Source organism: Echinicola strongylocentroti, from assembly GCF_003260975.1.
GTDB classification, from domain to species: Bacteria; Bacteroidota; Bacteroidia; order Cytophagales; family Cyclobacteriaceae; genus Echinicola; species Echinicola strongylocentroti.
Genome location: NZ_CP030041.1, coordinates 987397 through 1003239, shown reverse-complemented (window position 1 = coordinate 1003239; position 15843 = coordinate 987397). Strand labels below are relative to the sequence as shown.

The window sequence follows — 15843 nt, the reverse complement described above, 5'->3', positions numbered from 1 at the left end:
TCCTTCAATTCTGAGTATTTCGTGATTTCCGTGAGCAAAAATATCTGTTAGATTATAAAATTCATTTTTGGATAAGTAGGAAAATGGTGGTAATATTCACTTTTTAGTTTTGCTTTAAAATAAAAGCAAGACGGCATAGCATGAATTAAACGTAAACTATGGGGCAACTGATCATTGATTTTAGTAACTGGATTTGGGGATGGCCATTGCTGTCCCTTCTTTTGGGGGGAGGTACATTGTTGTTTTTATATTCTGGAATAATTCCTTTCAGGGGATTTGCCCACGCCATGAAGGTGGTAAGTGGCAAATACGACGACCCCAATGCCAAAGGGGACATCACTTCCTTCCAAGCTCTCACTTCGGCGATTGCTGCGACAGTGGGACTGGGCAATATCAGTGGGGTGGCCCTGGCCATCGGAATGGGCGGTCCCGGAGCAATATTCTGGATGTGGATGTCGGCATTTGTCGGCATGGCGACCAAGTACTTTACCTGTACGCTGGCCATCATGTACCGTGGCAAGGACAGCTCCGGACACATCCAAGGCGGGCCGATGTACGTGATCGAAGAGGGGATGGGCAAGAAGTGGCGCTTTCTGTCTGTCATTTTCTGTGTCGCTGGGATCATGGGACTGCTGGCCATCTTCCAGGCCAACCAGTTGACCGAGGTGATGCGAGTGGTACTTTTAAAGCCCTTTGGCTTGGATTATGGTTCCTCTACTCGATGGATTTTGGGCATTTCGATGATGCTTTTGGTTGCTACGGTTATTTTGGGCGGTATACAGCGAATTGCGGCTGTGGCTTCGAAAATGGTGCCTTTTATGGTGACCCTTTATTTTCTTAGCGTGTTGGTGATTTTGTATAAATTCAGTGGGCAGATAATACCATCTTTTTGGGCCATTATCAATGATGCTTTTACAGGAGAAGCCGTTTTGGGTGGCTCCGTCGGAGCAGTGATCATCACAGGAGCAAGGCGAGCGGCCTTCAGCAATGAAGCAGGGATCGGTACCGCGCCCATGGTGCATGGGGCTTCCAAAAATGAAGAGCCTGTGCGTGAGGGCTTGATTGCGATGCTGGGGCCATTTATCGATACCATTGTGGTATGTACGCTTACCGCCATGACCATTATGGTGACAGGAGTATGGGAAACGGGTGAAAAGGATGGCGTGCTGATGACCCTTTCTGCTTTTCAGAGCGGGATTCCGGTGGTAGGCAAATATTTCTTGATGGCTGCCGTATTGGTATTTGCGCTGTCCACCATGTTTACCTATAGCTATTATGGCCACAAATGCTTTAATTACCTTTTCGGAGCGGATAAGGCGAATTATTACAACTACTTCTATCTGCTGACCATCGTGGCTGGAGCGGTTGTTTCGCTAAAGGTGGTCATGAGCTTTGTGGATGGCATGTATGCCGTGATGGCTTTCCCAACCATGATTTCTGCCATTTACCTTTCACCAAAAGTAATGGCAGCCACCAAGGACTACTTTATACGGATGAAGAAAAAAAACACGTTATAAAATGGCCATATTAAAATCGACTTTTTCGGAATAAAATCCAATAAAGTACTGACTTTTTCGGAATGAAATCCAAAAAAGTTGTATTTTAAAGTCATTGAAATTGATTTTATTGAAGAGTCAGGAGGGGAAATACAGGCCTATGAATTCAAATGGAACCCTAATGCTAAGGTGAAACGACCTAACAGTTTCTTAAAAGCATATCCTGAAAGTACGTTTCAAATAATCCACCAAGGGAATTTCGAAAGGTTTCTGATGGAGGACTAAAGACGCAATAGATCTATGTGAACCTGTATGAGTTAAGCTGGTTGATTGTTTATGAATAACCTAGTATCCAACCTATGAAAATCCTCATAGCCCCCAATGCTTTCAAAGGAACCATCCCAGCTGATCGCGCTGCAGCTCTGATCAAGGAAGTACTGAGCCAACATTTGCGCCAAGCCGAATTCCAATTGTGTCCCATTGCCGACGGAGGAGACGGAACTTGCTTGTTGCTTGGCAAACAGCTGGGGCTAAGTGAACTACAGGTGATGGGGCTTGATGCTATCGGAAGGGTTAAATTAGGGTTAATGTTTTTAAATAAAAGTCAAAAAACTGTTTTGATTGATGTGGCCACAGTAAGTGGGCTTGAAGGGCTGGATAGTGCTTTGATAGATGCCAAAGCGAGCAGTAGCTATGGGACAGGGCTATTGGTCTTGGAGGCGATCAGCCAAGGTGCTGACCATATCATCCTAGGACTTGGAGGAAGTGCTACAGTGGATATGGGAACAGGGATATTGAGGGCATTGGGCTTTTTGTTTTTGGATGAACATGGCAGGGAAATCCCGGTGTTTAGTCCAGGATTTCTGTCCAAAGTGGCCTATATCCAGCGGTCGCCGATCAAGCACAATATCCGCTTTACCTGTTTGTGCGATGTGAACAATACCTTTTTTGGGAAGGAAGGTGCCATTCCGGTATTTGGGCCGCAAAAGGGTTTGAAGGATACCGACCAACAGGCGTTTGAAGAAGCAGCGAAAAGGGTCTTTGAACTGATGAAAGCCAAAGGAAAGGGAGCATTGGAGGATCAGCCGGGCTTTGGTGCGGCAGGTGGAATTGCCCTAGGGCTAAGTGCTTTTTTTCCGGTAGCAATCAAGCAAGGAGCCCACTATTTCTTTGAGCGAGTGGAGATGGAAGAAAAGGTGAAGTGGGCAGATTGGGTGATTACGGGAGAAGGAAGATTTGACCGTCAGTCATCCGCTGGCAAAGGAAGCTATGAGTTATTGCAACTGGCTCAACAACAGCGTAAAAAGGCTATTTTAATCACTTCCGGAGGAGAGGAGGAAGGCATAAAGAGTGGCTTTGATGAAGTCGTCAATTTGCCAGAATTGGACTTTAGTCTGCAAAATATAAGTGATGTCGCCGAGAAGTACCTGAAAAGTAGCTTGAAGGAATTTTTAAGTAAGTGTGATTTCGGTGAAGAGGATTAAACCCGGTTTCAATGCCGTTTAGTTAGTGTGTATCTGGAAAATATGGGTTCTATATTTATTCCTTGGGCAGTTATTTTTCTAGCTAAATTCCTAGGTGTTTTTCATCCCTTTACCTTTGTCACTTTTTTGCTTCAGGTCAAAAAAGTAACCAAAAAACCCCGCCGCTGTGCATCTATTGGCCTAAAATTAAAACCTCCCCTCATGCAGGCAAACTCCTCCTTTTCTAGCAGCCAACATTCTTTTTGACTAGTATTTCGTCAAACAAGCCTGCCTTCTTGCCCACCCGCTTTTTAATTTCTTAACGCCCAATACCTGCAAGGCGGATTCAGTTAATAAGTCCCAAAAAGGTGTTGTTTCCATATGACGGCCCTTGGTATGCCTGTTTTCCAGCCGATGGTGGAGGCCGTTAAGGAAGGGAGTTGGCTCGCGTCGTGGAACAGCGAGACCCACTCACTTTTAGGTCGTAGCCATCGGGTGGAAATTAAAATGGGTGACGGGTCTCGGTCGCAGGGTAAATCCATGTTCCATTTTAAAGGGCATACCACCGGCCTAGATTTTTTTCTTTCTTTTTTCATCAATAGCCTGCCCCGAAGGCTTTCGGGGGAAAAAAGGAAAAGGATAAAATCCACCAAGATGATCAGGTTTCCCCAGCCAAAGTCAATCAAAAAAAGGACTTTTAGGTATATGAAAAGGAGGGAATACCCTTAACTAAACGGCATTGATTCCGGGTTAAAAAGACATTCCGACGAAGGAAAGGCCCTAGTTTTCTAGGAAGACTTTGCTGTCGCCGGAATGAATAATGTTACTGGTCTTTTACCTCTTCGCGCCCATCAGCATGGATGGCAAACCGTCCTTTTTCTTTGGCATGGGTGGGTTCATGGTTTGGCCATGGCCAGCCTCCAAATTGGGTCTGCTGAAATTCCGTCATGGCCTGATGGATTTCCTGGGTACTGTTCATGACGAAGGGGCCATGCTTCACGACTGGTTCATTGATGGGTTTTCCCTGCAAGAACAACAGCTCAGCAGGTTGATTACCATTCACAAAAGTGATTTCCTTTTCGGAAAACAGGTCCAGTGAACGTCCCTCTGGCACCTCAAAGCCTTCTGTATCTAGTTTTTCTCCTTTATAGAAGAATAGAGAGCGATTGATGCCTTCCGCTGTGGCCGGTAATGTCCATTTGGCATTGGGCGCCAATTTGATGGTCCAAATGGCCACATGGTTTTCAGGATCCGCTGCCCATGAATCTGGGTTGGGAGCAGGAGCCTTTGCGTCTGCATACTGTCCGGCCACTACCTTGATGCTGATCTGATGGCCGTTTTCATCCTTTTCGGTATGCACTGGAATGGTCTCTCCCCAAAGCATTTTGAAATGCGCAGGAACGTTTTTGTTTGCTTTGGGCAGGTTTAGCCATAGCTGGAACAACAGCAAAGGGTTCTTTTCATCCTTGTTCAGCAGTGGGAACATCTCGCTGTGCATGACGCCCTTACCGGCGGTCATCCACTGCACGTCACCTTGCCCAAATCTCCCGGCTGCTCCCAATGAATCCGAATGGTCCGCAAATCCACGCTCCACCAATGTAACCGTTTCAAAGCCTTTGTGGGGGTGGGCAGGAAAGCCGGGTACCTTGCTTCCATGGTACATTCTCCATCCATCTCGGATGGTAAAGTCCTGACCGATATTTCGGCCTTCCAAAGAAGCTTTTGGTCCAAGATCATCGTTTCCTTCTGGAAATTCGTCCAAGTGATAGGCGCAAAACAAAAAGGGATCTTGTGTTTGCCATTGGAATCCAAGTTGTCTGATTTTTTTGACTGCTGTATCTTTCATAGTGCCTCCTAAGCCGTTTAAATTAAATGTAAATGAATCTAATGTATATACACGTATTTCCCTGAAAAGGTTTCATAATGAATGAAAGTTCTGCTTTTTTCGGTTAGTAGAATGGCTAAACCGGACTTAAAATAAAAACTCGTATTTAAGACGCTCACAACGTTCCACCACCAGTTGGTGCAAAGCCCCAATCTAAAAGTACAAACCTGAGCTCGACTTAATTTTAGTATTGAAACCGTCATAGCGAACCTGTCTGCCCAGGCAGGCCCTTTTTAGGAGGATGTGGGTTGGAAAAGTGTGTGGCAACTCGCCGCGGCGAGCTGCCACGGCTTCCACCCGCTCAGACCTCCCTCTAAGCCTCGTAGTGACGGTTTTATAATCGAACCGAGGTTACAGGTACAGGGTAAATTGATTTCGGAATTTCACCCTATTGAGCCCTATATAGCTATGTGGTTCTCAAATAAGTTACCTGTTTTATGTAGCATTTTTATATGCCTTAGCGTGTGGCTTTATTTCAGTATAGAGCCGCTTTTGAGGTAAGGGGGTAGAGATAGGCTAGTAGGTGTTATAGCATATTGAATGATTTCTCACTCATTCAATTCCCTGTACTTATCGGCGATAGTTTTTAACTTCTGGTCGATCTGATCTCGACTGATCCAATGTCCTCTGACCATCACTCCCCTGGGGCGTTGCATATTAGAAATATCTTCCAGTGGGTTAGCGTCCAAAAGAATGAGGTCTGCGCTGGCTCCTGTAGCTATTTCACCAAAATTGCCTTCTTGACCAAAGTATTTGGCTGGATTGACTGTACCCATTTGCAGGGTTTCAAGCGGACTTAGACCTGCCTCTACCATTGCCTGCATTTCATGCTGGATGGAAAAACCTGGAACGTTGAACACCTGTGGAGCATCCGAACCTAGCAACAGGCCATGTCCATTTTCTTGAAGTCCACGGATCAGCATCTTCCTGATGGCCATAAAATCCTCCCATTGCTCAGCGTTGTACGCATCTGTTTCGGTGAGGTTGTTTTTGCTGTTGATCCAGTTTTCGATTACCTCAGGAGCCATATATTTCATTTCGGGATCATTGGCCAGCTGTTTGGCGGGAGTGGGCGAAAACCACCTACTAAACAAGCTTTGGGTCGGTACGACCCAAACTTCATGTGTTTTGGTCGTTTTTACCAAGTCTGGAATAAGTGTGGTGTCTGCCTTTTCGGTAAAATTATAGCCAAAAAAACCATTTTCGGTAGGATTTACCCCTGCCGATTCCGGTACCAGTCCTTCCAAAAAACCATCCACATGGTCAATGCTGGCATAGCCGCTTTCGAGTGCATGTCTGATACCCACCAAGGTGGAGACATGACCGGCAAAAGGGATATTTACTTCATTGGCTGTTTTGACGATTTGGTCAAAGACGTGCAGCCGGAGGCCAGGGTGGAGTTTTAGGAAATCAAAGCCATCCTTTTGGTAGGAAGTGACCATTTCGGTAGCCTGTTCGGTGCTGGTAACGGTATTGCCGTTTAGCGAAGGACTGGAAGTGTAGATTCTGGGGCTGAGGATTTTATCGTTGGCCACTTTTTCCTTGAGTTCTAGGTGTAGGTGGTGGCCAAGCATTCCCCTGATTGTGGTGATGCCATTGGAAAGGTAGAGAAAAAGTACCTCTTCCATTTGAGGGTCATTCCAGATGACCGAAGGTAGGTGGGCGTGCATTTCTGCTATGCCCGGCACTAGGTATTTCCCCTTTCCATTGATCAGCTCTGCTTCTTGGATTACTTCTGCTTCATCTTCCGAAACGGGCAGTATCCGTTGGATTTTCCCCGAATCCACCACCACGTGTCCTTTAGTGATGTGCCCATTACGGATGTCGATGATGTTGACATCGGCGATGACTTTTGCGGTCGGTGAAGGCGCTTCCTTTTGGCTGTTTTTGTTTTGGCAAGCAATCATTCCAAAGGCCAATAAGACCATCAAGATGAAAGGAGAGGTTATTTTCATGGATAAAGCGGTTGTGTTAGTTAAATATACGTATTTATTTGGAAGTGTACAGGACAAGCGAGGCTACGGCGAGGGAAATTGCTTTTACCGATTGATATCGATGCCAAACTTTCCATGAAACCACTAAACTTGTGGTATTGAGTTAAAAACTCAATGCTACTGGTTCCGCAGCATAGCTGTCGGAACAACGGGGTGTACCTACGGCACATGACTGAGGACTGATGATCGTGGCTGTTACCAAGCTTTCTTGCCTACGGCATGGTGTCCTCAAGTCTCTAGTGAAGTTTTGGTGATACACCATGCCAAGCTTTCCATGAAACCACCAAACTAGTGGTATTGAGTTAAAAACTCAATGCTACTGGTTCCGCAGCATAGCTGTCGGAACAACGGGGTGTACCTACGGCACATGACTGAGCATTGATGATCGTGGCTGTTAGCAAGCTTTTATGCCTACGGCATGAGGCTCTCAAGTCTCTAGTAAAGTTTTGGTGATACACCATGCCAAGCTTTCCATGAAACCACTAAACTAGTGGTATTGAGTTAAAAACTCAATGCTACTGGTTCCGCAGCATAGCTGTCGGAACAACGGGCATAAGCAACCTTACAACGTTACAACCTTAGAACCTTTCAACTTTTCAATCTTCAAATTTTCCAATTCCCTAATTCCCCAATCCATTATGCTTTTGTAGGGATTTGGAGTAGGATTTTGCCGATATGTGCAGAGGTTTCCATGAGCTGGTGTGCTTGGGGTGCTTCTTCCAAGGGGAAGATTCTATGGATAATAGGTTTGATCTTTTCCGGGAAGAACGGCCAGGCATGCGCTTGGAGGTTTTTGGCGATATTTCCTTTGTATCCGATAGACTGCGGACGAAGGGTCGATCCGGTTAGCGTAAGGCGGTTGGCCATGATCCTTAGCAAATCCACTTCACCCATTCTATCCTTCATGGCGTTGATCATGATGAGCTTCCCTTGAGGTTTGAGCAGGCGGATGTTCTTTGCGGTATAGTCTCCACCGACCATGTCCAGAATGATGTTTACCTTTTTAAATGCCGGATTGGACTTGATCGCCTCTTCAAAGTCTTCTTCCTTATAGTTAATGGCCAAATTGGCGCCCAAGTCAGTGCAGTATTCACATTTCTCCTTGGATCCAGCCGTAACGATGACCTTGCCGCCAAGCGCACGGACTAGCTGTATGGCCGTCACGCCAATGCCACTGCTGCCTCCGTGTACCAGCACGGTCATATCTTCTTCAAACTGGCCAATGTCAAAAATATTGTTCCAAACGGTAAAGAACGTTTCCGGCAGGGCAGCCGCTTCCAAGAGCGAAACACCTTCAGGCACGGGCAGGCACTGGACCGCGGGGGCGGTGACAAATTCCGCATAGCCACCTCCAGCCACCAATGCACAGACTTCATCGCCGAGCTCCCAAGTTTTCACGTCTTTGCCTTTGGCAGAGATGGTTCCCGAAACTTCCAATCCCGGAATATCAGCTGGAGCATCAGCCGGAGCAGGGTAGTGGCCTTTCCGTTGTGCCACATCGGGGCGGTTGATGCCAGCAGCAGCCACTTTGATCAGGACTTCGTGTGCGGCAGGTTTGGGGATATTGCGTTCTTGGATTTGTAAGACCTCGGGTCCTCCGGGTTCAGAGATTACGATTGCTTTCATAGTGATCTGTTATGGTACTTTTGGTAAATATAATGGTTGGGAATAGGAAAAAAACAGTAGCAATGACCAAAATCAACTTATAAAAAGGGAAAAATCACCCCGTTCTCCTGATTTTTAATAAAACATATCATCGGTTTGGGTTTTAGTAATTTAAAACAAGCTGAATTGTTTAATTGTTAATATTTTACATATTTACTGTCAATTCAAAATTTGTATTGTCATATGGGTTCTTTTCATAATTAATGTACTGGTTGTTTCGTAGTTGAATAGTAATATATTTGTTTAGGTATATAACATTTAAAAAAACCGCTAATACATACTATGGAAAAGATGATTTACGTGGTCCCCTTCTTGGGGATATTGGGGCTTATTGTGATGGCCGTAAAGTCCGCTTGGGTAAATAAACAACCCACAGGCGACGAAAAGATGGTGGAATTGGCAGGCTATATTGCCCGCGGCGCCATGTCATTTTTAAAGGCAGAATGGAAAGTACTTTTTTATTTTGTGGTCATTGCAGGGATTATTTTGGCTTGGTCGGGGACACTGGTAGAAAATTCCAGCCCCGTGATTGCAGCTTCATTCGTTTTGGGAGCTTTTTTATCAGCCTTTGCCGGATATATCGGGATGAATATCGCCACCAAGGCCAATGTCCGCACCACACAGGCGGCTAAATCAGGTTTGGCCAAGGCGCTGAAAGTATCTTTTACAGGAGGTACCGTGATGGGTTTGGGAGTAGCAGGATTGGCGGTGTTGGGAATGGGATCCCTATTTATTGTTTTTTACCATCTCTACGTGGTATCCGCTGGCGGTGACGTCAATGGATTGGATATGGAACGTGCCTTGGAAGTATTGGCTGGTTTTTCATTGGGGGCAGAGTCCATTGCGTTGTTTGCGCGAGTGGGAGGTGGGATTTACACCAAGGCCGCTGATGTAGGGGCTGATTTAGTGGGAAAGGTAGAAGCAGGCATCCCGGAAGACGACGTACGTAATCCCGCAACGATCGCCGATAACGTAGGTGACAATGTGGGCGATGTTGCCGGCATGGGAGCAGATCTATTCGGTTCTTATGTGGCTACTATTCTCGCTTCTATGGTCTTGGGAAGAGAGATTGTTTCCAATGATCAGATGGGTGGGATCGAACCAGTATTGCTGCCCTTGGTCATTGCTGGATTGGGCGTGGTTTTTTCTATTATCGGTACTTTTTTTGTAAAAATCTCCAAAGAAACCGACAGCGTTCAGGCGGCCTTGAACAAAGGAAACTGGATATCCATTTTACTTACTGTGGCGGCGTCTTATTTTGTGATTGATTTCATGTTGCCCGAGGGTGATTTGGTCATGATAAGGGACAACTCACCCGTGTTTACCAAAATGGGCGTTTTTGGAGCTGTGTTGATCGGTTTGGTGGTAGGGGCGCTGATGAGTATCATTACCGAATATTATACAGCCATGGGTAAAAGGCCGGTAAATAATATCATCAAGCAATCTTCTACTGGGCATGCCACCAATATCATTGGAGGCCTCTCCATGGGAATGGAGTCTACGGTAATGCCGATCTTGGTGTTGGCAGCAGGTATTTATGGATCCTTTTTGAGTGCTGGACTGTATGGCGTGGCCATAGCGGCGGCAGGGATGATGGCCACGACCGCAATGCAGTTGGCCATCGATGCCTTCGGTCCTATAGCAGACAATGCCGGTGGAATAGCAGAAATGTCTGGCTGTGACAAGGAAGTGAGAGAGCGGACTGATATCTTGGATGCCGTAGGGAATACCACGGCGGCCACTGGAAAGGGATTTGCGATAGCATCTGCGGCGCTAACGGCATTGGCCTTGTTTGCAGCTTATGTGGGGATTGCAGGCATAGACTCCATTGACATCTATAAGGCAGATGTTTTGGCGGGCTTGTTTGTCGGGGCGATGATACCGTTTATCTTTTCATCCCTGGCGATAGCAGCAGTGGGCCGAGCGGCCATGGACATGGTCAATGAGGTAAGAAGGCAATTCAAGGAGATTCCCGGTATTATGGAATACAAGTCCAAGCCTGAGTATGACAAATGCGTGGAAATCTCCACAAGGGCTTCCATCCGTGAGATGATCGCACCGGGAGCCATCGCATTGGTGGTGCCTATCATTGTGGGCTTCAGTTTTGGTCCAGAGGTTTTGGGCGGAGTTTTGGCAGGGATCACCGTCTCCGGAGTGCTGATGGGGATTTTTCAGAACAATGCCGGAGGAGCCTGGGACAATGCCAAGAAGTCATTTGAAAAAGGAGTGGAGATCGATGGCAAAATGGAATATAAGGGCTCTGAGGCACATAAAGCATCTGTGACAGGAGATACCGTAGGGGATCCCTTTAAGGATACTTCTGGACCTTCCATGAATATTTTGATCAAATTGACTTCCATTGTCTCCTTGATTATTGCTCCTCATATAGCTGAAGTTCCGTCACACGGCATGGGCGGAAACAATGAAGACCACAAAGAAATCAACATAGAAAGTGTGCAAGAAGAATTGGTGTTGCTTCAGCAGGAGGTGGAGGCGAAAGAAGAGGGGAAGCGATAAGAGAGAAGAGGTGTGTTAAGCAACTGAAAAGAAATGAATTAAGGCCTCGATGATGCATCGGGGCTTTTTTTTATACCCATTTTTATGGTAATGACATAAAATTACACATTATTCAATTTTTACTTTATCGGTTTGTTTATTAACAAATAATTTACAAAATTGACATATTATATTTTGTATGTTTTTAGGAAATAGGTTTATTCGAAACAAATGAATTTATTTCTTTTTTATAATAAAATATAATATCGTTTAAAAAATATTTACCCATAAATTAATTACAAATGAAGAAAACCTTTACGAAATTAACCTTCTTGGTTTTCGTCTTTTTGCTGGTAGGTCAAGTCTATGGGCAAGAAATGACGATCACCGGAACGGTGACGACCGCGGAAGATGGGGAGCCACTTCCAGGGGTGAGTGTGTTGTTACAGGGAACCAATACGGGTACCGTGACGGACTTGGACGGGAATTATTCCATTGATGCAGCAAATGGGCAAGGAACCTTGGTGTTTTCCTACCTAGGCTATATTACCCAGACCATCGCCATCGAAAACCGAACGACGATTGGTGTGGTAATGGAAGAGGATGTGTCGGAGATGGGTGAGTTTGTTGTTACCGCATTTGATATTGATCAGAGTGAAAAAAGCCTTGGTTATGCCGCTCAAGTAGTGGGATCCGAAGAAATTACTAAGACGAAGCAACCTAACTTGGTCAATGCACTCCAAGGCCAAGTGGCAGGTGTGCAGATCACTAATTCTGGTGGTGCTCCAGGTCAAAGTGCCCGGATCGTCATTAGAGGGATCAACTCTCTTGACCCCAATGCCAATAACCAGCCACTTTTTGTGGTAGACGGTGTGCCGATTAACAATTCAACCATTGAATCAGGCTCTGGCAACACTCCTCGAGGCATGTCAAACAGGGCGGCTGATATCAATCCCAATGATATCGAATCCATGTCTGTACTGAAAGGAGCAGCGGCTACTGCCTTGTACGGTGTCCGAGCAGCAAATGGTGCAGTGATCATCCGTACCAAAAAAGGCAAGGCAGGAGAGACACGTATCAATATCAATAGCTCCATTGGAATGGATAAGCTGGTAAAAATGCCCAACCTTCAAGATCAATTTGGTCAAGGGTTTAGTGGAGAGTATGACCCTTCCAGTTTTTGGCCAGCTTGGGGTGCGCCGATTGCAGAAGTGGCGGAAACAGTGCCGGGACACAAGTATCAGGACAATTGGAACAGGGCGTTTGATACCGGCTTGAATATTGATAATAACATCAGCTTTTCTGGCGGTAGTGAAAATGCCACTTTCTACGGCTCCTTTGGTAGATTGGATCAGCAGGGTATTATTCCTTTTAGTGATTGGAGCAGAACTACTGCCAAACTTTCCGGTACGGTAAAGGCCAGTGAAAAGTTTGATTTCAGTGGATCCATGAATTTCTCTAATTCCGGAGGTAATCGGGTGCCCCATGATAGGTTTATGGAGCGAATGATGTACTGGGCAGAAACCCAGGATGTCCGGGATTATATTAATCCTGATGGTACCATGAATACTTATAGCAATACCAATCCTATTTATGATGCACGTTTTGCTACTTATGAAGATAATGTCAATAGGATCATTGGTAACATTAACCTTAATTATAGGCCCACTGACTGGTTGACTTTATCTTACCGATTAGGGACTGATGTGTCGAGTGACAGCAGGACAGAAATTACTCCTGGTCCCAAAGGGATAGATGGTGAAGTCGCATTGAGCTCTACGGGATTTATCGAGGAAACCAGGATCAATGCGCGGGATTTGACATCTAACTTCTATATTACCCTTCAAAAACAGTTCTCCGAAGATTGGAATACTACATTAAGATTGGGTAATGATATTTTCGAAAGAAGGTTTGATCGAGTGGTATCGACCGGGTCAGATTTTGTGATTCCTGATTTTTATCACCTTAACTATACTTCTCAGGTTTTTACAGACCAAGATAGTGAGATTAAGCGTTTGGTGGGCTTTTATGGAGATTTGACAGTGGATTACAAAAACTACTTGTTCTTTAATCTAACCGGTAGAAATGACATTTCTTCTACACTTCCAAAGGACAACAATTCCTTTTTCTATCCTTCTGTAAATGTGAGTTATGTATTCAGTGAGAATATGACGATGCCTTCATGGTTTACATTTGGTAAAATCCGAGCCTCTTGGGCGCAGGTGGGTAAAGACACCAAACCCCATATCCTAGGAGCAACTTTTGTGGCTCCAGATGTATTCCCTCTTAATGGACAGGTGGGATTTAGTCGAAACAGTACTTTTGGTGATCCCGGTCTTAGGCCTGAGTTGACTACCTCTTTGGAATTTGGCACCCAGTTGTCATTTTTTGAGGGTAGGGTTGATTTGGATGTGACTTATTTCAAGTCCAATTCAAAGGACATGATCATTCCTGTTCCTATTTCAGATGGCACAGGATTCAGTAGCTATATCACCAATGCCGGAGAAATAGAGAATAGTGGTATCGAATTGGTAGTGGGGGCAGAAATCATCGAAACCAGCGACTTTAAGTGGACGGTGACTGGAAACATGACAAAGAATAAAAATGAAGTAGTGGGAATCAGAGAGGGGATCGATGAGATCATCGTAGGTAGTCAGTCTGGCTACGCAGGGAGTACAGTGACCATGAAACTCATAGAAGGTGACGCTTATGGTAATTTATATGGTACAAGTTATCAGCGCTATGGTGGAGACCCTGAAAGTAAGTATGCCCAGTCCAGCTTGCCAATGATAATCGGTGAGGATGGATTTCCTTTGAGAAATACTACACAGCTTATCCTGGGAAATGCCGTTCCAAAATGGTTTAGCGGGTTGAAAAATGAATTTTCTTATAAGAACTTTGATTTGAGCTTCCTTATTGATTTTAGGGCAGATTTGAAACAATATAACCAGTTTGAAAACTTCCTTTCTGCATTTGGTAAAAATGATTACACCGCAATTCGTAATGAATCCATTGTGTTTGACGGTGTTTTGGAAGATGGATCCACTAACACGAAAGAGGTGTGGCTCGGACAGGGTGTTGGCCCCGACGGTGTGGACTATGGAGCAGGTTATTGGAGAAATACTTATCGCGGAATCAGTGAGAATTTTGTGAATGATGCCAGTTATATCAAATTAAGGAATATTACTTTGGGATATGACTTTGACACGAAGTTGTTAGAAAATACACCATTCCGATCCATCAGGGCTTCAGTGGCAGCAAACAATATTATCTTGTTTACTCCTTGGGACGGGTTTGACCCAGAGTCATTCTCCGCTGGTGCAGGTGGAAATGCTGTAGGTTTCACTGGATTGGGATATCCAGGTGTACAAAGCTTCTTCTTTACACTCAATCTAGGACTTTAATTAATGATAGCAATGAAGAGATTTAACTATAAATATATCGTTTGGGCTGTTGTGGTCATGTTTGCCAGTTCATGTGATTCCTATCTGGATGTCAATGAAAACCCCAACAACCCACAAGATGCCCCACTGTCGGGCTTGATGACCAATGTAACGTATCAGTCAGCATTGAACACATACAGGTTAGGGAGTTTTACGTCCTATTACGTCCAATACCTCGCCTCAGCCAATCCGGGAAGTTCAACGGACACCATGGATCCATTGGATTACAGTACGACATGGTTTAATTTGTACAATGTGATGACCGATCTTTATGTGATGGTCGGAAAGGCGGAAGAATCCGGTGCGAGTAACTACCTGGGAGTGGCTCAGATTATGATGGCACTGAACATGAGTATGACGGTGGATATTTTTGGTGATGTTCCCTTCTCTGAAGGTTTTGAATTCCAAACGCTGACACCGGTGTATGATGATGACATGGTATTGTATCAACAAGCTTTGGAATACCTAGATCAAGGAATACAAAATCTGCAAGGAGAGAGTATTTATACTATTGCTGAAGATGATTTTATTTTTGAAGGGGATTTGGATAAGTGGGCTGCATTTGGCAATATGCTAAAAGCCCGTCTGATGATTCATCAAAAAGGACAGGCCGAATACAGTGCGCAAGAGGTGTTGTCAGCCGTCGAAAATGGGTTTACTTCCAATGAGGATAACGCCCAGGTATTCTTTTTTGAGCAGGATTTTAACCCTTGGGCGCAAGTGGCAATAGACAATGATAACCTACTTTTAGGAGGCTGGATTTCCGAGCAATTTGTTCAAGCGTTGGACGGTACCTCTTACGCTATGGAAGACCCGAGGCTTAGCCTTATGATAGGTACTACTGATGAAGGTGAATTTGTGGGTACAGCCAATGGAGTAGGAAGGGGAAATGCTCCTGAGCAAGGAGCAAGGTCCACTTTGATCGAAGACCAATTTTATACTTCAAAGCAATCACCGGTTTTAATTGGGACCTACGCTGAGCAAAAGTTCATTGAAGCTGAAGCAGCGTTTGAAGCTGATAAAGCAAGGGCTTATCAAGCTTACATTGATGGCATTACTTCACACATGGAGATGCTAGAAGTGCCTTCAGACGAAATGGAAGCGTACTTGGCTGACCCAAGTGTAAGTATGGGTGAGGCGGCCTTTACCATGGAGGATATATTCAAAGAGAAATGGGTGGCCTTGTTCTTACATCCTGAATCTTGGAATGATGCTAGAAGGTTTGATTATGCCTATAAGGGTATGACTATACCAGCAAACCTTAACCCAGATCTTAACGGGCAATTCATCAGAAGACTGCGCTATCCAGACAGTGAGGTAAGTAGAAATGGTCAAAACATTCCTGAAGTAACATTGCTAGATCGTATATTCTGGGATGTTGAGTAAGTGTTGAAAAATATT

General features: G+C 45.0%; 9 protein-coding genes. 6 read left to right on the top strand and 3 right to left on the bottom strand.

The window, feature by feature from the left end; translation table 11 throughout:
• The first annotated feature begins 158 nt into the window (after positions 1-158).
• From DN752_RS03795 to DN752_RS03780, 3 genes are all read left to right on the top strand, one after another.
• Positions 159-1517, top strand: a complete 1359-nt coding sequence (locus DN752_RS03795) for an alanine/glycine:cation symporter family protein (protein ID WP_112782751.1) — start codon at positions 159-161, stop codon at positions 1515-1517.
• A gap of 338 nt (positions 1518-1855) precedes the next feature.
• The gene (locus DN752_RS03785; RefSeq protein ID WP_112782749.1) at positions 1856-2980 is read left to right on the top strand and encodes a glycerate kinase; all 1125 of its coding nucleotides are present in this window, start codon (positions 1856-1858) and stop codon (positions 2978-2980) included.
• A gap of 375 nt (positions 2981-3355) precedes the next feature.
• Positions 3356-3688: a hypothetical protein gene (locus DN752_RS03780; protein WP_162633100.1), complete on the top strand. Its 333-nt coding sequence runs from the start codon at positions 3356-3358 to the stop codon at positions 3686-3688.
• Positions 3689-3782: 94 nt separating this feature from the next.
• Here the strand turns inward: DN752_RS03780 and DN752_RS03775 are convergent, their stop codons facing one another.
• The 3 genes from DN752_RS03775 to DN752_RS03765 form a co-directional block, all read right to left on the bottom strand.
• Positions 3783-4805: a pirin family protein gene (locus DN752_RS03775; RefSeq protein WP_112782747.1), complete on the bottom strand. Its 1023-nt coding sequence runs from the start codon at positions 4803-4805 to the stop codon at positions 3783-3785.
• A gap of 587 nt (positions 4806-5392) precedes the next feature.
• Entirely contained in the window at positions 5393-6799 is a 1407-nt protein-coding gene (locus DN752_RS03770; protein WP_112782746.1) for an amidohydrolase family protein, read from the bottom strand.
• Positions 6800-7474: 675 nt separating this feature from the next.
• Complete coding sequence (locus DN752_RS03765; protein WP_112782745.1) at positions 7475-8464, bottom strand: NAD(P)H-quinone oxidoreductase; 990 nt, start codon at positions 8462-8464, stop codon at positions 7475-7477.
• 321 nt (positions 8465-8785) lie between these two features.
• Here DN752_RS03765 and DN752_RS03760 point away from each other — a divergent pair, with 321 nt between their 5' ends.
• The 3 genes from DN752_RS03760 (at position 8786) to DN752_RS03750 (ending at position 15828) form a co-directional block, all read left to right on the top strand.
• Positions 8786-11020 (top strand): sodium-translocating pyrophosphatase, encoded by a 2235-nt coding sequence (locus DN752_RS03760; RefSeq protein WP_112782744.1) that lies wholly within the window; start codon positions 8786-8788, stop codon positions 11018-11020.
• 281 nt (positions 11021-11301) lie between these two features.
• Positions 11302-14403, top strand: coding sequence for a SusC/RagA family TonB-linked outer membrane protein (locus tag DN752_RS03755; protein WP_112782743.1), 3102 nt, complete (start codon positions 11302-11304; stop codon positions 14401-14403).
• Positions 14404-14415: 12 nt separating this feature from the next.
• Complete coding sequence (locus DN752_RS03750; RefSeq protein ID WP_112782742.1) at positions 14416-15828, top strand: SusD/RagB family nutrient-binding outer membrane lipoprotein; 1413 nt, start codon at positions 14416-14418, stop codon at positions 15826-15828.
• Positions 15829-15843 lie beyond the last annotated feature (15 nt).

Coding starts and splice junctions, on each gene's coding strand:
- DN752_RS03795 (WP_112782751.1), top strand. CDS start 159: ATGGGGCAACTGATCATTGATTTTAGTAACTGGATTTGGGGATGGCCA.
- DN752_RS03785 (WP_112782749.1), top strand. CDS start 1,856: ATGAAAATCCTCATAGCCCCCAATGCTTTCAAAGGAACCATCCCAGCT.
- DN752_RS03780 (WP_162633100.1), top strand. CDS start 3,356: ATGCCTGTTTTCCAGCCGATGGTGGAGGCCGTTAAGGAAGGGAGTTGG.
- DN752_RS03775 (WP_112782747.1), bottom strand. CDS start 4,805: ATGAAAGATACAGCAGTCAAAAAAATCAGACAACTTGGATTCCAATGG.
- DN752_RS03770 (WP_112782746.1), bottom strand. CDS start 6,799: ATGAAAATAACCTCTCCTTTCATCTTGATGGTCTTATTGGCCTTTGGA.
- DN752_RS03765 (WP_112782745.1), bottom strand. CDS start 8,464: ATGAAAGCAATCGTAATCTCTGAACCCGGAGGACCCGAGGTCTTACAA.
- DN752_RS03760 (WP_112782744.1), top strand. CDS start 8,786: ATGGAAAAGATGATTTACGTGGTCCCCTTCTTGGGGATATTGGGGCTT.
- DN752_RS03755 (WP_112782743.1), top strand. CDS start 11,302: ATGAAGAAAACCTTTACGAAATTAACCTTCTTGGTTTTCGTCTTTTTG.
- DN752_RS03750 (WP_112782742.1), top strand. CDS start 14,416: ATGAAGAGATTTAACTATAAATATATCGTTTGGGCTGTTGTGGTCATG.